Genomic DNA, 21439 nt, shown 5'->3' on the forward strand with positions numbered 1-21439 from the left:
AATGGATAATACACGGAGAAGTAAAATGGACTCATTCACTTTAGAAGATCGCTTCGATTATCAGCCTTTAACCCATTCCCAAGGTGAAACCTGTCATTTTGGTGTGCGTATTGAGCCTAAACAGTCAGGCGTGCATATTGGTGAATTATCACCTACCTGGCTGCGTACATTAGTAGAGAACGAACAATTAGTGGTACTGCGGGGCTTTGATAGTTTTACGAGTGCAGAAAATTTAACAACATACTGCGCGGCCATAGGTGACATTATGCAATGGCCGTTTGGTGCCGTGTTGGAACTGGTTGAACAACCCGATGCTACCGACCATATCTTTGCTAACAACTACGTCCCCTTGCACTGGGATGGCATGTACCTTAAAACCGTGCCTGAACTACAGGTCTTTCAATGCGTCTCAGCCGTTGGCGAAGGGCAGGGTGGGCGAACCACGTTTTCGAGTACCACCACGGCGTTACGTCTGGCGTCACCCGAAACCAAAGCGCTGTGGCAGCGTGCAACTGGTCAATATCAGCGCGCCGTCGAGCTATACAGCAGCACCGCGCAGGCGCCTATTATCGAGCAACACCCTTACCGCACTCATCCCGTGATTCGTTTTTGTGAGCCGCCGATTGCGGGTGATAAAGAATTCTTGAACCCGTCCACTTATCATTTCTCAGGCATTGAACCTGAAGAGCAAGAGCAATTACTCAGCAGTTTGCAACAAGCCTTATATGATCCACGGGTTCAGTATGCTCACCAATGGCAAAGCGGCGATATTGTCATTGCAGATAACTACTCGTTATTACACGGTCGCGAATCGTATGCCAGCCAGAGTGGTCGTCATCTACGTCGGGTACACATCCATGCTAAACAGCCACTGAATAACCCACATTTGGTGCAGCCGTCATGAAACCACAGCATGTTGATCTCATGATTATCGGCGCGGGGCCTGTTGGTCTGGCCTGTGCCTATCTTGCTCAGCTATCAGGTTTAAGCACCGTCATTATCGATAAATCATCAGGGCCGTTAACGGTAGGCCGTGCTGATGCGCTAAACGCCCGTAGTTTGCAGCTGTTTGAAATTATCGGTTTATTCGATGAGCTTTATCCCTTGGGCAAAACCTGCAATACCAGCTCAGTCTGGTCAAAAGGTAAATTTATTTCACGTCAGTCTACCTGGTGGGATGCTTTAGACGGCTGTTTTCACAAGCACTTTTTAATGATTGGTCAGGCTTATGTAGAACAAGCGCTCGATAATAAGCTCACTGCGCTAAATAACGCCGTGCGCCGCAATACCTCTGTGCAAAATATTGTGCTTGAGGAAGACGGCTGCCTCACCACGCTCTCTAGCGGCGAGATCGTTCGCTCCCGGTATTTGATTGGTGCAGATGGCTCACGATCGTTTGTACGCCAACACTTTGCTATCCCGTTTGAGATCACGCGGCCACAAATTACCTGGGCCGTGATTGATGGTGAAATAGAAACTGATTTCCCAAAAGTACCGGAAATTATTGTTTTCCAGGCAGAAACCGCCGATGTCGCCTGGATACCACGTGAAGGTAAGATTGATCGTTTCTATATCCAGATGGAGAGTGAGGATTTCACGCAACAGCAGGCGATAGATAAAATTAACCATGCTCTGCAACCACACCGTCTGCGCTTCAAGTCTATTGAGTGGTATTCACAATTCTCGGTTAAAGAGTCTGTAGCAGAACACTATATCCTTGAAAATAAATTATTTATCGCTGGTGATGCGAGCCATATTCACTCGGTAAATGGTGGGCAAGGGTTAAATACCGGGTTGGCCGATGCATTTAACCTCATCTGGAAAATCGCGATGATTACCCATCATCATGCCCCCCAAACGCTATTGCAGACTTACGAAACAGAGCGAAAAGCGGTCGCGCTGGAAGTGGTAAAAACGTCAGCGGAACTCGTGCGTTCAACCAAAACCTCAGAGACAGGCACCCATGCCGATGATTACGTCAAGATTGTCGAAAAACGTGCGGGTTACATCACGGGTATGGGCGTTCGCTATGGAACAGGTGGGCGTGTTGGCGAAAGGCTGCATGATTTTATGTGGCGTGATTCTCAATCCAGTCAGCCAAACCGCATTTACTCACATTTAAATTATCGCAATTACAGTTTGCTCATCATTGGCACGGCAGATGTACCGGCATCACTGCCTGATATCGTCAATGTTCTGCACATTGAAGCGGGAAGTAGCCCCTATTCCGATCAATATCTGTTAGTTCGGCCAGATGGCTATATCGCCGCCACCGCTCCTCTCGACCACCCTGCCGCGATCGGTCATTACTTCAGTGACTGGCGAGTTCAATAGAATAAACGTTGCCGGCTCAGTGAGATTGCACTGAGCCGTCTAAAGTGAATGGTTCGGTTTGGCGTGGGGCTTACACTTACATTTCGAGGATCTCTTGAACCCAATCCCCCCAAGATTCACAACCAAGTTGTGACTCAACTGTACCCGGATGAGATGCAAACCACCATTCCTTTACCACTTCATATTCCGAGAGTATAAGGGTGAATGGACGCCAACAACCCATTCTTCCATCTTGATCACATGGATCACTGCCAACCAGGAAGAATTCATTCAGAAAGGGCAAAGGTGGGAAATAGCCAGAAGAACTAATGACACCAAAGATGCCATAAAGCACTTTGGTATTCTCATCTAAAATCCGTTTAGCATTATTAATATTATTAATCGAAATCCATTCATCTGATGTTTACGTTATTGTCATGTTCTTACTAAGTATACGTACCTTGGTTTTCTTACTCGATAGTATTTTTGGATAGTGTTTAGTTATGATGTCGTTCATAAGCTCAACCAATTCCAGGCGTTTGAAGGTCAAATGCGCGGTTCCCTTCTGAAGTAACGAATACTGAAGAATTCATCTTCGTAAGTTTCCTTCGCTGGATTCTCCCGGATATGTTCCATCAATCGCGTAGAGATATTGCCACGGTTGTCAGGGATGGGTTTACCGTTCACTAGGATCGCCACCAGAAGCGACGATTTTACGAGCTTCCTCCCGTTTTAGTCTTGCTTCTGCCAGCGAGATATCAGGATAGACACCGATAGATAATTTTTTCTCTTTCCCTGCAACGCGGTACTTCAAACGCCAATATTTGGCTCCATTCGGCTTTATCAGAAGATAAAGACCTGCGCCGTCAGTGAGTTTGCACTCTTTGTCTTGTGGCTTGGCGGTTTCTATCTGTCGAGCATTAAGTGGCATCGTGGGGGCCCCTAATAGTCATTGAACAAGAAGAGCCCCCATAGAGGCCCCCAACATCGACTTGATTTCCGATATGCTGGGTTGACCTCGATAGAGCTCAGCGACAGAAAATCCTAGTGGTATCAATGAATATAACGGGGTTTTGTTGAATTCGGTAAAATCTGGGAGAACGTAAAATGGTACGCCCTACAGGATTCGAACCTGTGACCTACGGCTTAGAAGGCCGTTGCTCTATCCAACTGAGCTAAGGGCGCATTTCAAAAAGAAATGGCTGTTGCGTGTTACAACAGTGGGCTGGATTATACCCACACGTCCCAGTGAGTCAACGGGTTGGCGCTGGATTTACGCTATACGGTGAATCCCTGTACAACTTTGGCGAATGTCGCTTTTTTGGGTGTGACTTTTTTGCACAATTGCGAGCCTCGTCCACATGAACTACATATAGCAGTGAGAATTTCAGTTTTATCTGCTGGATGCGTTCAGTAATTCTTTTCAAGTTATGATCGGACGTATTCTGCACTCCACGCTGTTGGTACACTATGGCCGCATTCGTTGGGTTTTGGATGAGTGTGGGCTGCTTTCACGTACCGGGTTTATCGCTCGGTCATTTGTGGATCCGCTATTTTGTCGAACTTTGGAACCTTTTGATTTATGAACATTCTTTCATCCGCATTCTTGCGCGTTTGTCTGCTGGCGATGTTGATGCTGCCTGTTGGATATGCAGCAGCGGCGAATGCGGATTCTGATCCTGACCCACAGCCTGCGCAGACCGATGCGCCAGTAAAAATTAATGTTGATGCCGAGTTGGTCAAGCTGCAAAAACAGTTAGATAACATCAAGCAGCAGGTTTCAGGCACCAATAACGACAGCAAATTTGGCGCGTTGAATGACACCACGCAGGAACTGGTGAATAGCGCCAATGAGCTTGCTAATGCGGTGGCACCGCAGCGCGCTCAAATTCAGGCTCAGTTGGATGTTTTAGGGCCTGCGCCAGAACCCGGATCCAGCATTAGTGAAACCAGCGAAGTGACGCGTAAGCGAAACAGTCTGAATACGCAAAAAGCAAAAATGGATGCGCAGAGCGAGCAGATTCAGGCGTTACGCAATGGAGCGTCCAACCTGTCAGCACAAATTGTTACTCTGCGTCGTAATGCGCTGAAAACGCAGTTGGCATTGAATTCCGGTAGCATTCTGGGGGGGCGCTTCTGGGCACCGGTTGTGACTCCGCAGGCCGAAGATGTCCGTCGCCTGAGTGCCTTTCAGGATCAGATAAGCGATGCCTTTACGGTGGCCTGGGAGCCAGACTGGCGTTACGGTTCGGCATTCCTGATTTTGATCGCTATGGTCATGAGCTCGGCAGGGCGCCGGTATATGGAGAAATGTCTGGCCTGGGCGGGAATTAACTGGTTACCAGAAGGGCGCCTGCGGCGGAGTTTTTTAGCTACGGCGTCGGTTATCTCAACTGTGGTCACGATCGGTATTGCGGTAAATCTGATCGATTTTACGTTTACGCGCCACGGTGAGGCTTCTGAACGCGTCGTGTCGTTCCTTGATGCGCTGGTGAGACAGGCTATTTTTTGCTCGATGGTGGCTGGATTAGGGCGAGCGTTCCTTTCGAATCAGCGTCCTTCCTGGCGTTTGCCTGCGATTGCTAACCCCGTCGCAAAAGCCATGAAGCCGTTTCCTGTGGTTGCCGCAGGCATTATTCTGATCTTTGGTTTTATTGAACAAGTGACCGCGACGGTGGGCACATCGGTCGCGGCAACCATTATGGTTAACGGCTTATCTGCGCTGTTTCTCGCATTCACCGCAGGGACGATAGCGCTGAAAAGCGATCAGATTCGTCGGCAGATGGTGCACTCAGGGGAGCAGCCGGAAGCCCGTTCGACGTTATCCGGCGTTATTCATCTTGCGGTCTTGGCAACGGCGTTCTCGATTTTGGTGTCGCTGGTCATCGGTTATATCTCACTGGCCCGTTTTCTGGCGTTCGAGCTGGTGTGGATTGGCATGGTGTTCTCCTGCCTGTATTTGTTCTCAACCTTTATTACTGATATCTGCGAAAGCCTCTTTTCCCCTAACAATGCCAGCGGCAAGCGGATGAAAAATTCGCTTAATCTGGACGACCGTCATCTGGCTCAGGCCACCTTGATTCTGTCGGCCAGCGGCAAAGTGCTTTTAATTTTAATGGCGGCGGTTGCCTTACTTAACGGCACGTTTGGCACCACGACGCCGCTGGAACTGGTGCAAAAAGCCGTTGAAATCTGGGGCGGAAAAGGGCTGGAAACGCTGAGCATTGTGCCTGCGCATCTGGTCAATGCGGTGCTCTTTCTGGTCGTGGGGGTTTATGTTTTACGCTCCTCAAAACGCTGGCTGGAAGATGAGTTCCTTCCTAAAACGACGTTAGAACGCGGAATCCGTGCGTCGCTGGTGACGCTGTTCAGCAACATCGGCTACATCCTGATTATCCTGCTGACGTTGGCGACATTGGGGATTGAATGGAACAAGCTGGCATGGATTGTCAGCGCGCTGTCGGTGGGTATCGGTTTTGGTTTACAGGAGATAGTGAAAAACTTTATCTCCGGCCTGATTTTGTTGACGGAGCGCCCGGTGAAAGTAGGGGACTCGGTCAGCATCAGCGGGGTGGAAGGGGATATCCGGCGGATTAACGTGCGTGCGACGGAAATTCAGCTTGGCGACCGGTCGACGGTGATCGTGCCGAACTCCCAATTTATTTCGCAGAATGTGCGCAATATTACGATGGGGAATCCGTTTGGGGTTGCCACGCTGGCGCTGACGTTCCCGCTGGATATCGATCCCGAAGAAGTCCGGACACTGTTACTGGATGCCTATATTAACCACGATGCGATTCTGGAAACCCCAGCACCGTCAGTGAAGTTTAGCCAGTTGAACCCAACGGGCATGGTGCTGAGCGTAACGGGCTATGTCAGCAGCCCGAGAATGGTATCGGAAGCGAAGAGCGATCTGTTGTTTGCGATTATCAAGCGACTGCGGGAATCTAATATTCCACTGGCCGTACCGCAGAAGATGGTGCTGGAGAACTCAGGGTTTGCCCTGCCTGACGGCATGTCGGGTGAGGATAAATAATGTGCTCAGCCATCCGTTATCCGGCAGTGAACGGGTAACGGATGAACATCGAAGCCGTGCTTACAGGATGTGAAGCGCGGCTATTTTTCCTGCTGTTTAATCATATCGAGATAGATTTCACGCAATCGCTGAGTCATTTTTCCGGGCTTACCGTCGCCGATCGTTTTTCCATCCAGCATTACGACGGGGAGAACCAGCATGGTGGCTGAACTGACAAAAATCTCTTTAGCGTGATACGCCTCTTCCGGCGTAAAAAAGCGTTCTTCCAGCGTAATGCCCTCCTTTTCTGCCAGCTTGAGCAGCGACTGACGCGTAATACCGTGCAGAATAGCGTTGCTGAGTGGGCGGGTCACAACCGTGTTGTCATGCAGGACGATGTAGCAATTGCAGGAACTGCCTTCGGTAATGAAACCGTCTTCAACAAAGAAAGCGTCGTCGGCCTGATTGGCATGGGCATACTCTTTTGCCAGGCTGGCGGCGAGCAGGCTGACGGTTTTGATGTCTCGGCGCTGCCAGCGAATATCCTCGGTGGTGACAACGTGCAGGCCCGTTGTGGCTTTCGGGTTACCGACCAGCGAACGTGCCTGAGTGAATAACACCAGCGTGGATTTGACGTCAGCAGAAGGGAAATAGAAATCACGATCGCCGGCATTGCCACGGCTAAGCTGTAAATAGATCGCGCCTTCTTTCAGATCGTTTTTATTGATCAGCTCATCGTGAATGGTTTTGAGTGCCTCAGGAGTGACAGGCAACGTGAGCGACAGCTCGCGGCAGGAGCGTTGCAGGCGAGTGATATGATCGGCGAAATCAACCAGCTTGCCATCGATGACCGCCGTCACTTCATAGACGGCATCGGCAAACAGGAAACCACGGTCAAATACAGAAATTTTTGCTTCATTTTCTTCTACATACTGTCCATCAACATAAACAAGACGTTGCATCACAACACTCCTTAATAGTTGCTCAATGCAGGTTAACGCGCGTTATCCCCACAATAATGCGTCGGGCGGTAATATTTCGCTACCGTTATAGTGCAACCCGTTAGTACGATCGCGCTGCAAGAGCAGCGGGCCATCCAAATCGACCACGGCGGCGCCTTGCGCGACGACAAACGCGGGTGCCATCGAGAGCGATGTACTCACCATGCAGCCGACCATAATTTTTAAACCTTGTGCCTGTGCGTAGTTGCGCAGGCGTAGGGCTTCCGTTAGCCCGCCGGTTTTATCCAGCTTGATGTTGATCATGTCATAGCGGCCGACCAGAGCGGACAGCGACTGGCTGTCATGGCAGGATTCATCGGCACAGACGGGAATCGGGCGGGGCAAGTCTGCCAGCACATCATCTTTGCCTGCTGGGAAAGGTTGTTCAATCATCGTTACGCCAAGTGCAGCGAGTTCAGGAACCAGCGTCAGATAACGTTCGGTGTCCCATCCCTCATTGGCGTCCACAATCAGACGGGCCAAGGGCGCGCCTTCGCGAACGGCGGCAACTCTGGCCAGATCGTTTGTATCTGCCAGTTTTAATTTGAGAAGGGGACGATGGGCATTGTGTATTGCGGCGTGCCGCATACGATCTGGCGTATCCAGCGATAGGGTATAGGCCGTCTCCAGCGCCATAGGCGAGGGGAGATTCAAACGCTGCCAAATGCGTTGCTGATGCTGTTTGCACTCCAGATCCCAGAGTGCGCAATCCAGCGCGTTGCGCGCCGCACCTGCGGGCAGGATGGTTTGTAGCGTCTCCCGATCTAAACCGTTACGAACGTCGCTGTGCAGTGAGCCAATTTGCGCCATTACGCTGTCGAGGGACTCGCCGTAGCGTGAATAAGGGACACATTCTCCGTAGCCCACCACGTTGCCGGACTGGAGCGCTACCACAACGACATCTGCCTGACGCTTGCTGCCGCGTGAGATGGTAAATGCGCCCTTTATTGGCCAACTCTCGGTGAAATATCGCATCTCGATCATAAGCTTACTCTCGGGTTAACCGTCCTGTGCTTCAGGGGGGTAAGTGCCTTGTTTGCAAGGCCTGAGTGGGTCATCAAGTGTAATGCTTCTTCCCGCGCATATTCTTCATTTTTCGCGATAAGTCGTTAGAAATTGATGGGGCTTCATTGCGGGAGGGAAAAATTTATGAGCGCGGTATCGACAGGGAGAATTATCTGAGATAGCTTGAGTAAGCTCATCACACTTCAGGTTGCATGTACCGCCGTAATCAACAAAAACGGGCTTACTGCGATTTGAGTGATGTTGAGTAGAGTGCCTTTTTACAGGCACTGCGTCGCTCGGACGGTCCGGGCGCTCACGTTAATTTGAGGATGTTATGGCTGATTCTACTTCTCCGCGCCGTTTTACGCGCATCGATCGTCTTCCCCCATATGTATTTAATATCACTGCTGAATTAAAAATGGCTGCGCGTCGTCGCGGCGAAGACATTATTGATTTCAGCATGGGTAACCCTGACGGCCCAACACCTCCTCATATCGTGGAAAAACTCTGTACGGTTGCACAACGCGAAGACACTCACGGATATTCGACCTCCCGAGGTATTCCACGCTTGCGTCGTGCGATCTCCCGCTGGTACGCCGATCGCTATGAGGTTGATATCGATCCTGAAAGCGAAGCGATTGTCACGATTGGTTCCAAAGAGGGGCTGGCGCACCTGATGCTGGCAACGTTGGATCATGGCGATACGGTACTGGTGCCAAACCCTAGCTACCCGATTCATATTTATGGTGCAGTGATTGCCGGGGCGCAGGTTCGCTCTGTGCCGCTGGTGGAAGGCGTCGATTTCTTCAACGAATTAGAACGCGCTATCCGCGAGAGTATCCCGAAGCCGAAAATGATGATTCTCGGTTTCCCGTCGAACCCGACGGCGCAGTGCGTTGAGCTGGATTTCTTTGAACGCGTGGTGGAGTTGGCGAAACAGTACGGCGTGCTGGTGATCCATGATTTGGCCTATGCCGATATCGTGTATGACGGCTGGAAAGCACCATCAATTATGCAGGTTCCCGGTGCGAAGGACATCGCAGTGGAGTTCTTCACGCTGTCAAAAAGCTACAATATGGCGGGCTGGCGTATTGGCTTTATGGTCGGCAACCCTGAGCTGGTTAGCGCACTGGCGCGGATTAAGAGCTACCACGATTACGGCACGTTTACGCCGTTGCAGGTTGCCGCGATCGCCGCGTTGGAAGGCGATCAGCAATGCGTGCTGGATATTGCCGAGCAGTATCGTCAGCGCCGTAACGTGTTGGTTCGCGGTCTGCATGAAGCAGGTTGGATGGTTGATGAACCGAAAGCGTCCATGTATGTCTGGGCGAAAATTCCTGACGCCTATGCGCACCTAGGGTCGCTGGAATTCGCCAAGCGACTGCTGTCGGAAGCGAAGGTTTGCGTCTCTCCCGGCATTGGCTTTGGCGATTATGGCGATACGCATGTTCGATTTGCCTTAATTGAAAACCAGGATCGTATCCGGCAGGCCGTGCGCGGTATTAAGACCATGTTCCGCGCCGATGGCATCTTACCGACGACCAAACCGGTATCAAGCAAGGGCTCCGCAGCTTAATCATCACGGCTCCCAGTCAACTGACTGGGAGCAACATAAACATGCCGTGACAGCGGCTTATCATTTGCTAGAATGCCTACCGTTAATCTCAATCAGGATGAGTTCTTCATGTCGTTATCTCTGTCTAAAATTACTGCGTTAACGCTGCTTTGCGTCACGCTGGCCGGGTGCCAACAAACAGGAACGTCTGCCCAAAAAGGAACGGTGGCAGGCCAGTCTTCTGCGGTAACGGTCTCTCCTAACGATCAACTGAATCAGCTGTCATCACTGGTGGCGGCCACCCGCTATCTGAAATCGAAGTGTAACCGCAGCGATCTCCCCGATGATGCGACGATTGTGAATGTCGCGTTGACTGTGGCGAAACAAAGAGGCTGGAATGTCGCGAGCTATCAGGCTTTACCGCAGCGCAGTGAAAGCCTGTATCAAGGGTTATTAAAAGACAGTACGCCCAAAGAGACGCAGTGTTCGGAATTTAATCGTACGTTGACGCCATTTATTGATGCTATCCGCAGTCACGGTTAAGGCGCAGCGCTTCCACTTTCATCGTCGGCGGAACGTTCATTCTCGTTGAATTTTCCGCCCGGCCAATCCTCCAACGCCTCCAGAATAAACACCTCGCCCTCAACGCTGAAAATGGTCATGTCCTGCTGGATTTGTTCTATGGTCAACCCTTCTATTGGCGAATCGCCCTCACGGAATTGCATACCGTTGAGCGTGACGCTGCGTTTAGCTTCATCTGACGTATAAACGTGTGCGCTGTAGGTCAGCGGGGGAATTTCACCATTGCTGATGGCTGGCAACGGCAGCGTAGTCCTTTTCTCTGACGGTGCAGGCGTATCGACATGGGCTTCTTCTTGATGAGGTGTCGCCGCAGGCGTTGCTGGCGTTTGTTCCTCTGCTGCAGGCAAGGTCGCGGCTTGAACTGCTAAAGCGGTCGTGGGAGACGTAGGGTTCCCCCAGCGCTGATGGCTGAACCAGCCAAGTGCGATAAAAAGCAGAGCATAAATAATCATCAAATACCCAGGCATGGGGTATTTGGTAAGCAGCGCTGGCTGTGTGTGTGTCGGTGCGTCCGTTGCGTTATCCACGCGCTCATCCTTCATTTTTAGGGCATATTTGGGGTCGTGTAGCATCACATCATAAACGAAAGTGAGGTGAGTAGGATGGTGCCGTCTGCCTTATTTTGCAAAAAATAGAAAGAGCCAGAAAACTGAATCTCTCGGTTATGTGACAGTTCCTCCATTTTGATTAAAAACTATTACAATCATAATAATCACAGATGGAATCTTGATGCCGGTCGCAAAAAAAACGTGCGAATTTGCTTTAATGAAACCACGTTTTACCCTTGTAGGTATAACGTTTCTTTTTGGTTTTTTATAGTCAATAAATGTGGAGGCGCCATAATCAGTTAATTAACCATCCAGAGTGTTAAATCGGCAGTTTTATTATGTGGTTTTTACTACAGGTATTGCGCTGCTTTTTTATCAATAAGGGATGTATCGAACTACCGCTAAATGACGAATAAAAGCAATTTTAAAGTATGCGATTAATATCGCAGGTTTTTATGCGGATTTATTTTTCTATTTTGATAATTAAAAAATACTGAGGGATAAAATGTTTAGAGCGGTTATTGGGACTGGTCGTTTACGCACCTGTGCGGTAGCTATTGTCTTTTCTGGGCTCGTACTTTCTGGGTGTGATAATAGTCAGCAGCCAGTGGCAGAAGCGGCGCCGCCAGATTTACAGGTGAAAACGGCACCGTTTGGCTGGACTGCACAATATCAGAATACGGATGGTAAATTTTATGCAACGACGGGGGGCGAAGGCGCACATGAAAATAGCATTTATGTCGTGACCAGCCGCCAGGAATTAAAAGATGCGTTAAATAATATACGCAGCCCTCTTTATATCGCAGGCGATGCCGATGCGGAGTTGAAGGCAAAATTAGAACCCAAAATTATCTACTGGCAAGGCACTATCCGCGGCGATGATTTAGGTAATGGACGCTATGCGGATGCTGAGTATTATAAAACTAAGCCGAATAAAACAACGTTTGATTTTGATTTATATGTCAAAGCGTTCGATCAGGATTATATGGCGCAGTTGAAAGCGACGGCGGATGCGGGTGGCAGCGATGCGGCGGCGGCTAGCGCTGAACTTAGCCTGCTTAAGAAGCAAAATGGTCAACGTTCGCAGTATGCCAACAACCAGAAGGCGCAGATTCAATTTCAGGTACCACCGAATACCACTATTTTAGGCGTGGGTAGCGAAGCGAAGCTGGTGGAAGGCTATTTATCCCTCAACACCTTAAGCCACACGTTTGGCAAAACGGATAACAGCAACATCATTATCCGTAATATTACGTTCCAGGCTCCGCGCGATTTTGCCCCGGCCTGGGATGCCAGCGACGGTGATAAAGGAAACTGGAATGCCCGTTATGATGCGGTATCGATTAATGCCAGCAAAAATGTCTGGGTTGATCACTGCACCTTTACGGATGGTGAACATCCTGACTATCAGGAACCAGTGTTATTTGGCAAACATATCCAACGCCACGATGGTTTGCTGGATATCGAAGATGGGGCCGACTACCTGACGATTTCCTACAACATTTTCGCCCAGCATGACAAAACGGTATTAATTGGCTCTGGTGATGGTGATAAAGGGGAATACCGAATCACTTTTGAAGGGAATTTATGGGACAACAGCGTGCAGCGTTCGCCGCGAGTGCGCTTTGGTCAGGTGCATTTGCTCAATAACTACCATCGTGGGGCAACGGATACGAATTACCCTATTCTTTATGCCATTGGGATGGGGTTCGATTCATCCATTCTTTCCGAAAGTAACGTGTTTAATTTCCAGGGCGGCGGCGCGGATGAAAAGCTGATTATTGGCGCCTACAAGGGAAGCAAATTTAAAGACAACGGCTCCTGGTTCAATGGCAACCCGGCAAGTAATTTGAATCAAATCGCATTAGACAAATGCAGCACATTGCAAGACGCCGAGAAGGCCGCCGCTACGAATTCTGGCAAAGCAGTACCCGCATGGGCGCTGGAAACCTGCACCAATGAATTGGAATGGAGTCCGCCTTATGCGTACAGCGCCGGGAAATCCATCGCCGCCGTTGAGAAATATGTGCTGGAAAATGCCGGGGCGGGAAAACTGGAGATTACGCTGCCGTAGTTATCTGATCTCATTCATTATTTTTTATTTAACTTTTCATCTATAAACCCTCTGCCCGATGTCTATCGTCCTGTGGCACGATCCTACCGCAGGGAGAGAGGCGTCGGGCGAAATAATAGTAAAAATACAGGAAATGTTATGACTGACTTTTTACCTCGTACTCGCCTTACGCTCTGCGCGACACTTGTTCTGAGCAGCCTGATTGCCGGATGCAGCGATAGCGACTCAACGCCGAATGTGGGCGTTGATCGTTCTGCTGCGCCACAAAATCTTAAAGTGCCGACGCTGGCCTATGATGACAGTAGCGTGGTACTTGCCTGGGAAAAACCGACCAAACCTGCTGCGGGTATTAAGGATTACCGTGTCTATATGAATGGAACCTTGCTGGGCGGCACGATTGATAACCAAAACACCCATTCGCCCGCCAAGCCTTATATCGATAATTTCTACAATGCGATTGATACTGATAACTGGCATGTCCGCGTCAGCTTTCATAATTTTAAGGTGACGAATCTGTCGCCGGAAACGGAATATCGCTTCACGGTGCGCGCGCTTTATGACGACGGCAAAGAATCCGTAGATAGTGAAACCGTCGTGCAGAAAACGACGGCGACGCCAGCTGCACTGAATGTAACCAACTACGGTGCGAAAGGGGATGGCCTAGCCAACGACACGCTGGCGATTCAGAAGGCAATTGACGATTGTACACCAGCCGCGTATCCGAAAGGGTGTAAAGTCGTGGTTGAAGGGGGAACGTTTAAAACCGGCGCGCTGTTCCTGCATAGCGACATGACGTTTGAAGTCGCGAAAGGGGCTACGTTACTGGGGTCGGCAAATGGCGACGATTACCCGCTCGCTCGCGGCTATTATCTCTACCCTTACACTTCACCTCAATTACCTAAGCGCCCACCGTCACTGATTAACGTGCTGGAAGCCGACGATCGGGGCAATAGCCATGCAGGTACATTTAAAAATATCCGTATCGTCGGGCAGGGTACGATTGATGGCAATGGTTGGACGCGTGGCATCAAAGCCAGCGATACAAACATTACTGAAATTGATGAATTAAAGAATGAATTGCCGCTCTACCGTGCGAGCAAAGCGACCAATGTTGGCAGTGACGGTATTCTGGCAAAAGACCAAACGGCAAAAGCTGTTAATGAAGGCATGTCACTGGATGAGGCGTACAAAAACCGACGCTCTAGCCTGATGACGCTGCGCGGCGTGAGTAACATGTATCTGGAAGGGCTGACGATTCTGAACCCGGCTTACCACGGTGTAATGGTGCTGGAATCCGAAAATGTGGCGATGAATGCGCTGGTGCACACGACGTATGATGCGAATAATGCAGACGGTATTGAATTCGGCAACAGCCAAAACGTCATGGTATTCAATAACTTTTTCGATACGGGTGATGACAGCGTAAACTTTGCGGCAGGGTACGGCGCCGAGGTGGCGACGCTGGGGCAAAAAGCGCAGAGCGGTGCCTGGATCTTCAATAACTACTTCCGTCGCGGACACGGTGCGGTGGTCACGGGTAGCCATACTGGTGCCTGGATTGAAAAAATTGTTGCTGAAGATAACGTCATGAATAAGACGGATGTTGGCCTGCGCATGAAGAGTCGACCCTATTATGGTGGCGGCTCGCGTGACGTGGTATTCCGTAATAACGCGATGCGTGATATTGTCAACGAGCCGTTCGTGTTCACGATTAAATATAAAGCGGACGTGAACGATACCCAGCCTGCCGCCGAACCTGCACAGTTCCGTGATGTGACCGTTTCCAACGTCACGGTGGATGGTTCAGCGAAGAAAAACAGTATTCTGGTCGATGGGATGACCGTCGCTGAGATGGCTGATGCATATAAGTTTTCTTTCGAACGTGATGCTTATCATCAAGGCTTGCATTTTGAGAATGTAAAATTCAGAAGTGTAAAAGCCACGGACATTACGTTCCTGAAGAACAGTGATTTTAAGAATGTCATTTTTGAGAATGTACCGGGAGCCTGGAATTTCGGTCATATTGAAAATATCAGGCTCGAAGACCGTGTAAATAATGATGCCGCGCTGACGACCAGCGGTGATGAAACCATCACCCGGGAAGCCGCAACGGAATAAGGCATTTTCCCCACGCCTATGGGCGTGGGGAATATTATGGATGATTACCTATGGCACGATTGCAAGCTTTCAAAGAACCGTCTTTTAATTCGTTGGTTGCCACTTTTCGGTCACTGCCAGCTCCGCTGATTCGACGTATCGTGTTGGGGCTGATTTTGCTGCTGATTTGCCAGCAGTTGGCCGTCTTGACCTGGCGTTTTCTCCTGCCTGAAGATTCGCGCCTTGTCGGCGTGGCGGTCACGCCTGCCCAGGCAAAAGAAAAGCCCGCTACGCCGGGCGACTTTACCCTGTTTGGCCATGCTCCCGATGCGGATGCCTCTGCGGTTAATGATGCCGCGCTGTCCGGTGATATTCCGCTGACATCGTTAAATATTAGCCTGACTGGGGTTCTGGCGAGTGAAGACGCCAAGCGTTCGATTGCCATCATCGCTAAAGATAGTCAGCAATACAGTCGCAACGTCGGCGATGCCATTCCGGGCTATGAAGCCAAAATTGTGACTATCTCTGCCGATCGTGTCGTGCTTCAGTATCAGGGGCGCTATGAGGCGCTGCATTTGTATCAGGAAGAAAAGGCGGCTGACGCGCCGCCGTCTGCTGGCGCATTTAGCCAGGTGAAAGAGGAAATACAAAAAGATCCCTTCTCGGCGCAGGACTACCTCACCATTTCTCCCGTCACGGAAGAAGACGTACTGAAAGGATATCAGTTAAACCCCGGCAAAAATCCCGATCTTTTCTACCGCGCAGGCTTGCAGGATAACGATCTCGCTGTGTCATTAAACGGCATGGATTTACGCGATGCGGATCAAGCACAGCAGGCGATGGCGCAACTGGCAGGGATGAGCAAATTTAATTTGACCGTCGAGCGTGATGGTCAACAGCAGGATATATATCTGGCACTGGATGGAGACCACTAATTTGTTTAGCAAGGGACAGGGATTTTTTAAGCGTCAGGTTTTTTCAAAACATAAAAACCAATGGCTTGAGCAGGTACGCCGCAAGAGCATGTTATTGCTCAGCGGGAGCGTTTTGCTGATGGCGTCATCATTGGCGTGGAGCGCTGAATTCTCCGCCAGTTTTAAGGGCACGGATATTCAGGAGTTTATTAATACCGTCAGTAAGAATTTGAATAAGACAGTCATTATCGATCCATCGGTCAGCGGAACGATTACCGTACGTAGCTATGACATGATGAATGAAGAACAGTATTACCAGTTCTTCCTGAGCGTGCTGGATGTCTATGGATTTACCGTTATTCCGATGGATAACAACGTCCTGAAAATCATTCGCTCGAAGGATGCGAAATCAACGTCTATGCCGCTGGCGACTGACGATCAGCCGGGCATTGGCGATGAAGTCGTGACGCGCGTCGTGCCAGTGAACAACGTCGCCGCTCGCGATCTGGCGCCGCTGCTGCGTCAGTTGAACGACAACGCCGGTGCCGGGAGCGTGGTGCATTACGAACCGTCGAACGTGCTGCTGATGACTGGCCGCGCGGGTGTGATCAAGCGGCTGATGACGATAGTCGAACGGGTTGATCAGACGGGCGATCGGAATGTGACCAGCATACCGCTGTCTTACGCTTCCTCAACGGAAGTGGTGAAGATGGTGAATGAACTGAACAAGATGGATGAGAAATCCGCCTTGCCGGGGATGCTGACCGCCAATGTGGTGGCGGATGAACGGACCAACTCGGTGCTGGTACGCGGTGAGCCGAATTCGCGCCAGCGCGTGATTGATATGATCAAACAGCTCGATCGCCAGCAGGCGGTGCAGGGCAACACCAAAGTTATCTACCTTAAATACGCGAAAGCGGCCGATCTGGTCGAAGTGCTTACTGGCGTTGGCGACAGCATCCAAACCGACCAGCAAAATGCGCTGCCCGCGCTGCGCAAAGACATTTCGATTAAGGCACACGAGCAAACCAACTCCCTGATTGTGAATGCTGCGCCTGACATTATGCGCGATCTGGAACAGGTGATTGCACAACTGGATATCCGCCGTCCACAGGTATTAGTCGAAGCGATTATCGCGGAAGTTCAGGATGCCGATGGCATGAATCTGGGCGTGCAATGGGCGAATAAAAATGCCGGGACAACGCAGTTCACGAACACCGGGCTACCGATCACGACAATGATGGCGGGGGCGGATCAGTTCCGACGCGATGGAACGCTTGGCACAGCAGCGACAACGGCGCTTGGCGGTTTCAACGGGATTGCCGCGGGTTTCTATCAGGGCAACTGGAGCATGTTGCTGACGGCGCTGTCCAAAAACAGTAAGAACGATATTCTGGCGACGCCCAGTATCGTGACGCTGGACAATATGGAAGCGACGTTTAACGTCGGTCAGGAAGTGCCGGTATTGGCCGGTTCGCAGACGACATCCGGCGACAACGTTTTCCAAACGGTGGAACGTAAAACGGTCGGTATCAAACTGAAAGTGAAGCCCCAAATTAACGAAGGTGACTCCGTTCTGCTGGAAATCGAACAGGAAGTCTCCAGCGTGGCAGATGCGGCGTCCAGCAGCAGCACCGACCTGGGGGCAACATTCAATACGCGTACTGTTAATAACGCGGTACTGGTCAGCAGCGGTGAAACCGTGGTGGTGGGCGGCTTGCTGGATAAAAGTACCAATGAATCTGCGAGTAAGGTGCCTCTGTTGGGCGATATTCCCGTGTTGGGATATTTGTTCCGTTCCAACAGCACGGAAACGAAAAAGCGCAACCTGATGCTGTTTATCCGTCCTTCCATTATTCGCGATCGCAGCCAATATCAGAGCGCCTCTGCCAGTAAGTATCATTCGTTCAATGCTGAAGAAAAGAAACAGCAAGAGGCGAATGGCGGGAAGGCTAATCTGCTGGATAACGATTTATTGCGCTTGCCGGAAGGTGGGAACGCCTATACGTTCCGTCAGGTTCAGTCCTCTATTGTGGCGTTTTATCCGGCGGGCGGGAAATGAGTGACGTCGCCTCCCAGATTATAGAATTACGCCCCATACTGCCGTTTGCCTATGCACGATCGCAGCAAATTTTGCTGTTGCAGCGGGAAAACGATGAGAGTCTACAGACAATTTGCGTCGCGCAAACCCCGCCCGCCGCCTTGCTGGAGGCGCGTCGGATTGCGGGCCGTTCGCTTAAGATTGAGCGCGTGACGGAAGACGAGTTTGAGCGGCAATTAGTCATTAGCTATCAGCGCGATTCAGAAGAAGCGCGCCGTCTGATGGAAGACATCGGCAATGAGATGGATTTCTATACGCTGGTGGAAGAACTGCCAGACAGCGACGATTTGCTCGATGCCGATGATGATGCGCCGATTATTCGCCTGATCAATGCGATGCTAACTGAAGCGATTAAGAATAAAGCGTCGGATATTCATATCGAAACGTATGAGCGCTATTTGCTGATCCGTTTCCGCGTCGACGGTGTACTGCGTGAAATCCTGCGTCCACAGCGTAAGCTGGCGTCGCTGCTGGTATCGCGTATCAAGGTCATGGCGAAGCTGGATATTGCGGAAAAACGTATCCCGCAGGATGGACGCATGGCGTTACGAGTGGGGGGACGGGCGATTGACGTTCGTGTCTCGACGTTGCCGTCGAACTACGGTGAACGTGTCGTGCTGCGTTTGCTGGATAAAAACAGCGTTAAGCTCGATCTTGAACTGCTGGGCATGTCGGAACGCAATCGTCAGCGGCTGGACAGCCTGATCCATCGTCCACATGGCATTATTCTGGTCACCGGTCCGACAGGATCGGGGAAAAGTACCACGCTGTACGCGGCGCTCAGCCGCCTGAATGCCTCGGAACGTAACATCATGACGGTGGAAGATCCCATCGAGTATGAGCTGGAAGGCATTGGGCAAACGCAGGTTAATACCAAAGTGGATATGACGTTTGCCCGCGGGCTGCGTGCCATTCTGCGTCAGGACCCGGACGTCGTGCTGGTAGGTGAAATTCGTGATGGTGAAACGGCGCAGATTGCCGTGCAGGCATCGCTGACCGGTCACCTTGTGTTATCCACACTGCATACCAATAGCGCGCTAGGCGCGCTGTCTCGTTTGCAGGATATGGGCGTCGAACCTTTCCTGCTCTCAACCTCTCTGCTGGGCGTGCTCGCACAGCGTCTGGTCAGAACGCTGTGTTCTGACTGTAGCCAGCCGCATCCGGTTGATCCGGTTCAGGCCGCACAGATGGGGATTGCGCCCGGTACGCTGCTGCATAACCCCGTGGGCTGCCCGCAGTGTAGTTATACCGGCTATCGAGGGCGTATCGGCATTCATGAACTGGTGTTGATCAATGACGACGTCCGCGCGGCGATCCACCGCAGTGACGGCGAAATGGCGATTGCGCAGATTCTGGGGGAAAGTCGCACCACTATCCGTCAGGACGGGTTGGAAAAGGTACTGGCGGGGCTCACGACCTGGGAAGAAGTGATCCGCGTAACCAAAGAGGAATGATATGGCACAGTACCACTATCAGGCGCTGGATGCGCAGGGGAAAAAATGCCGTGGCACTCAGGAGGCCGACTCTGCCAGACAGGCACGCCAGCTACTGCGAGAGCGCGGACTGGTGCCGCTGTCGGTTGATGAAGGCCGCGGTGATCAGCAGAAATCTGGATCTCCGGGGTTCTCCCTCCGCCGTAAAATTCGTATCAGTACCTCAGATTTAGCACTGTTAACTCGCCAGTTGGCGACGCTGGTGGCGGCGTCGTTGCCGCTGGAAGAAGCGCTGGATGCGGTGGCGAAACAGAGCGAAAAGCCGCATCTGAGCCAGTTGATGGCGGCGGTGCGCAGTAAGGTCATGGAAGGACATTCACTGGCCGATGCCATGAAGTGTTTTCCCGGCAGCTTTGAGCGACTGTATTGTGCGATGGTCGCCGCAGGCGAGACCTCTGGTCACCTTGATGAAGTGTTGAATAGGCTGGCGGACTACACCGAGCAGCGCCAACAGATGCGCAGCCGCATCCAGCAGGCGATGATCTATCCCTGCGTGCTAACCGTCGTCGCGATTGCTGTGGTCAGCATTCTGCTGTCTGTCGTGGTGCCGAAAGTTGTCGAGCAATTTATTCATATGAAGCAGGCGCTGCCGCTTTCAACGCGTGTTTTGATGGGGATGAGCGATGCCGTGCGTACGTTCGGGCCGTGGGTGGTGTTGGCGCTGCTGGCCGCGTTTATGGCGTTGCGCGTGATGCTGCGGCAAGAAAAGCGGCGTATCAACTTTCATCGACGCCTGTTGCATTTACCGCTGCTCGGCCGTATTGCTCGCGGCCTGAATACGGCACGTTACGCGCGGACACTCAGTATTCTCAACGCCAGTGCGGTGCCGTTGTTGCAGGCGATGCGTATTAGCGGCGATGTGATGAGCAATGACTATGCCCGCCATCGGCTCTCTCTGGCGACGGATGCGGTACGAGAAGGTGTCAGTCTACATAAAGCGCTGGAACAGACGGCGCTCTTTCCCCCGATGATGCGTCATATGATCGCCAGCGGTGAACGCAGCGGCGAGCTGGACAGCATGCTGGAACGGGCGGCGGATAATCAGGATCGGGAATTCAGTTCGCAAATGACGCTGGCACTGGGGTTATTTGAACCTCTGCTGGTGGTCAGCATGGCGGCGGTGGTGTTGTTTATCGTACTGGCGATTCTACAACCGATTCTGCAACTGAATACGTTAATGAGTTCGTAAGAGAACCAACAATTGAACGAGGAAAAGTAAGGATGCAACAGTCTCAGCGTAGTTGTGGACAGAATAGTTGTGGACAGCATGGTTATGGCCAGCGTGGTTTTACCCTGTTGGAAATTATGGTGGTTATCGTCATTCTCGGCGTACTGGCGAGTCTGGTGGTGCCCAATCTGATGGGGAATAAGGAAAAGGCGGATCGACAAAAAGCCGTCAGCGATATCGTGTCTCTCGAAAGCGCACTTGACATGTACAAGCTGGATAACAACCGTTACCCGTCCACCGAGCAGGGGCTGAAAGCGCTGGTGACGAAGCCGACGGTGCAGCCGGAACCGCGTAACTACCCCGCCGATGGCTATATTCGCCGCCTGCCGCAGGATCCGTGGGGCACGGAGTATCAACTGTTGAACCCCGGTCAGCACGGTAAGCTGGATATCTTCTCTCTGGGGCCAGATGGCATGCCGGGAACGGAAGATGATATCGGCAACTGGAATCTGGATAAAAAATAAAGGCATGGGGCGATATGCCCGTCTTTATAAGTGACGGTTGCAGATGGAG

General features: G+C 51.2%; 16 protein-coding genes, 1 tRNA gene and 2 pseudogenes. 12 read left to right on the forward strand and 7 right to left on the reverse strand.

The genetic code is table 11. The features are described 5' to 3' along the window. Positions 1 to 25: 25 nt before the first annotated feature. A complete protein-coding gene (locus WCT94_RS04135; protein WP_336868109.1) occupies positions 26 to 904 on the forward strand; it encodes a TauD/TfdA dioxygenase family protein in 879 nt (292 codons plus the stop codon). Then, complete coding sequence (locus tag WCT94_RS04140; RefSeq protein WP_336868111.1) at positions 901 to 2334, forward strand: FAD-binding protein; 1434 nt, start codon at positions 901 to 903, stop codon at positions 2332 to 2334. Before WCT94_RS04135 ends, WCT94_RS04140 begins: the two co-directional genes overlap by 4 nt. 76 nt (positions 2335 to 2410) lie before the next feature. Here WCT94_RS04140 and WCT94_RS04145 read toward each other — a convergent pair whose 3' ends face one another. From WCT94_RS04145 to WCT94_RS04160, 4 genes and pseudogenes are all read right to left on the reverse strand, one after another. Beyond that, complete coding sequence (locus WCT94_RS04145) at positions 2411 to 2716, reverse strand: hypothetical protein (RefSeq protein WP_336868476.1); 306 nt, start codon at positions 2714 to 2716, stop codon at positions 2411 to 2413. Positions 2717 to 2737: 21 nt separating this feature from the next. Then, positions 2738 to 3003, reverse strand: a pseudogene (locus tag WCT94_RS04150) (DUF4942 domain-containing protein); the annotation flags it as partial. After that, positions 2996 to 3244 (reverse strand): annotated as a pseudogene (locus WCT94_RS04155) (Arm DNA-binding domain-containing protein); the annotation flags it as partial. The pseudogenes WCT94_RS04155 and WCT94_RS04150, both read right to left, overlap by 8 nt. A gap of 177 nt (positions 3245 to 3421) precedes the next feature. Next, a tRNA-Arg gene (locus WCT94_RS04160) sits at positions 3422 to 3498 on the reverse strand. Between the two features lie 397 nt (positions 3499 to 3895). On the opposite strand from WCT94_RS04160, the gene WCT94_RS04165 reads away from it, so the two are divergent. After that, the gene (locus WCT94_RS04165; RefSeq protein WP_336868112.1) at positions 3896 to 6349 is read left to right on the forward strand and encodes a DUF3772 domain-containing protein; all 2454 of its coding nucleotides are present in this window, start codon (positions 3896 to 3898) and stop codon (positions 6347 to 6349) included. Between the two features lie 80 nt (positions 6350 to 6429). Here the strand turns inward: WCT94_RS04165 and WCT94_RS04170 are convergent, their stop codons facing one another. Both WCT94_RS04170 and dgcA read right to left on the reverse strand, forming a co-directional pair. Continuing rightward, a complete protein-coding gene (locus WCT94_RS04170; protein WP_336868114.1) occupies positions 6430 to 7290 on the reverse strand; it encodes a D-amino-acid transaminase in 861 nt (286 codons plus the stop codon). A 42-nt stretch (positions 7291 to 7332) separates the two neighbouring features. Next, a complete protein-coding gene (gene dgcA, locus WCT94_RS04175; RefSeq protein ID WP_336868116.1) occupies positions 7333 to 8313 on the reverse strand; it encodes an N-acetyl-D-Glu racemase DgcA in 981 nt (326 codons plus the stop codon). 355 nt (positions 8314 to 8668) lie between these two features. Between dgcA and alaC the strand changes: the two genes are divergently transcribed. Both alaC and gspS read left to right on the forward strand, forming a co-directional pair. After that, positions 8669 to 9910: an alanine transaminase gene (gene alaC / locus WCT94_RS04180; RefSeq protein ID WP_180741880.1), complete on the forward strand. Its 1242-nt coding sequence runs from the start codon at positions 8669 to 8671 to the stop codon at positions 9908 to 9910. 108 nt (positions 9911 to 10018) lie between these two features. Continuing rightward, positions 10019 to 10432, forward strand: coding sequence for a type II secretion system pilot lipoprotein GspS (gspS, locus tag WCT94_RS04185; protein ID WP_336868118.1), 414 nt, complete (start codon positions 10019 to 10021; stop codon positions 10430 to 10432). Here gspS and gspB read toward each other — a convergent pair. Continuing rightward, the gene (gspB, locus tag WCT94_RS04190) at positions 10429 to 10998 is read right to left on the reverse strand and encodes a type II secretion system assembly factor GspB (protein ID WP_336868119.1); all 570 of its coding nucleotides are present in this window, start codon (positions 10996 to 10998) and stop codon (positions 10429 to 10431) included. The genes gspS and gspB overlap by 4 nt on opposite strands. 526 nt (positions 10999 to 11524) lie before the next feature. On the opposite strand from gspB, the gene WCT94_RS04195 reads away from it, so the two are divergent. The 7 genes from WCT94_RS04195 (at position 11525) to gspG (ending at position 21390) form a co-directional block, all read left to right on the forward strand. Then, positions 11525 to 13093, forward strand: a complete 1569-nt coding sequence (locus WCT94_RS04195) for a pectate lyase family protein (protein ID WP_336868121.1) — start codon at positions 11525 to 11527, stop codon at positions 13091 to 13093. 138 nt (positions 13094 to 13231) lie between these two features. After that, on the forward strand, positions 13232 to 15211 hold the full coding sequence (locus tag WCT94_RS04200; RefSeq protein WP_336868123.1) for a glycoside hydrolase family 28 protein: 1980 nt from the start codon (positions 13232 to 13234) through the stop codon (positions 15209 to 15211). Positions 15212 to 15261: 50 nt separating this feature from the next. Further along, on the forward strand, positions 15262 to 16125 hold the full coding sequence (gene gspC, locus WCT94_RS04205; protein ID WP_336868124.1) for a type II secretion system protein GspC: 864 nt from the start codon (positions 15262 to 15264) through the stop codon (positions 16123 to 16125). Between the two features lie 88 nt (positions 16126 to 16213). Next, positions 16214 to 18166 carry a type II secretion system secretin GspD gene (gene gspD / locus WCT94_RS04210; RefSeq protein WP_336868478.1) on the forward strand — a complete coding sequence of 651 codons (1953 nt, stop codon included), beginning with the start codon at positions 16214 to 16216 and terminating at the stop codon, positions 18164 to 18166. Continuing rightward, positions 18163 to 19659: a type II secretion system ATPase GspE gene (gspE, locus tag WCT94_RS04215; RefSeq protein ID WP_336868125.1), complete on the forward strand. Its 1497-nt coding sequence runs from the start codon at positions 18163 to 18165 to the stop codon at positions 19657 to 19659. The genes gspD and gspE overlap by 4 nt, the downstream gene beginning before the upstream one ends. Before the next feature lies 1 nt (position 19660). Next, positions 19661 to 20887, forward strand: a complete 1227-nt coding sequence (gene gspF / locus WCT94_RS04220) for a type II secretion system inner membrane protein GspF (protein WP_336868126.1) — start codon at positions 19661 to 19663, stop codon at positions 20885 to 20887. 32 nt (positions 20888 to 20919) lie between these two features. Continuing rightward, the gene (gene gspG, locus WCT94_RS04225) at positions 20920 to 21390 is read left to right on the forward strand and encodes a type II secretion system major pseudopilin GspG (RefSeq protein WP_336868127.1); all 471 of its coding nucleotides are present in this window, start codon (positions 20920 to 20922) and stop codon (positions 21388 to 21390) included. Positions 21391 to 21439 lie beyond the last annotated feature (49 nt).

The sequence above is a fragment of the Pectobacterium sp. 1950-15 genome, assembly GCF_037136835.1.
Lineage (GTDB): Bacteria > Pseudomonadota > Gammaproteobacteria > Enterobacterales > Enterobacteriaceae > Pectobacterium.

Excerpts from the sequence above, each read along its gene's own strand:
- gspD (WP_336868478.1), top strand. The coding sequence starts at position 16,214 with ATGTTATTGCTCAGCGGGAGCGTTTTGCTGATGGCGTCATCATTGGCG.
- WCT94_RS04135 (WP_336868109.1), top strand. The coding sequence starts at position 26 with ATGGACTCATTCACTTTAGAAGATCGCTTCGATTATCAGCCTTTAACC.
- gspC (WP_336868124.1), top strand. The coding sequence starts at position 15,262 with ATGGCACGATTGCAAGCTTTCAAAGAACCGTCTTTTAATTCGTTGGTT.
- dgcA (WP_336868116.1), bottom strand. The coding sequence starts at position 8,313 with ATGATCGAGATGCGATATTTCACCGAGAGTTGGCCAATAAAGGGCGCA.
- alaC (WP_180741880.1), top strand. The coding sequence starts at position 8,669 with ATGGCTGATTCTACTTCTCCGCGCCGTTTTACGCGCATCGATCGTCTT.
- WCT94_RS04165 (WP_336868112.1), top strand. The coding sequence starts at position 3,896 with ATGAACATTCTTTCATCCGCATTCTTGCGCGTTTGTCTGCTGGCGATG.
- WCT94_RS04140 (WP_336868111.1), top strand. The coding sequence starts at position 901 with ATGAAACCACAGCATGTTGATCTCATGATTATCGGCGCGGGGCCTGTT.
- gspE (WP_336868125.1), top strand. The coding sequence starts at position 18,163 with ATGAGTGACGTCGCCTCCCAGATTATAGAATTACGCCCCATACTGCCG.
- gspF (WP_336868126.1), top strand. The coding sequence starts at position 19,661 with ATGGCACAGTACCACTATCAGGCGCTGGATGCGCAGGGGAAAAAATGC.
- WCT94_RS04195 (WP_336868121.1), top strand. The coding sequence starts at position 11,525 with ATGTTTAGAGCGGTTATTGGGACTGGTCGTTTACGCACCTGTGCGGTA.
- WCT94_RS04200 (WP_336868123.1), top strand. The coding sequence starts at position 13,232 with ATGACTGACTTTTTACCTCGTACTCGCCTTACGCTCTGCGCGACACTT.
- gspG (WP_336868127.1), top strand. The coding sequence starts at position 20,920 with ATGCAACAGTCTCAGCGTAGTTGTGGACAGAATAGTTGTGGACAGCAT.
- WCT94_RS04170 (WP_336868114.1), bottom strand. The coding sequence starts at position 7,290 with ATGCAACGTCTTGTTTATGTTGATGGACAGTATGTAGAAGAAAATGAA.
- gspS (WP_336868118.1), top strand. The coding sequence starts at position 10,019 with ATGTCGTTATCTCTGTCTAAAATTACTGCGTTAACGCTGCTTTGCGTC.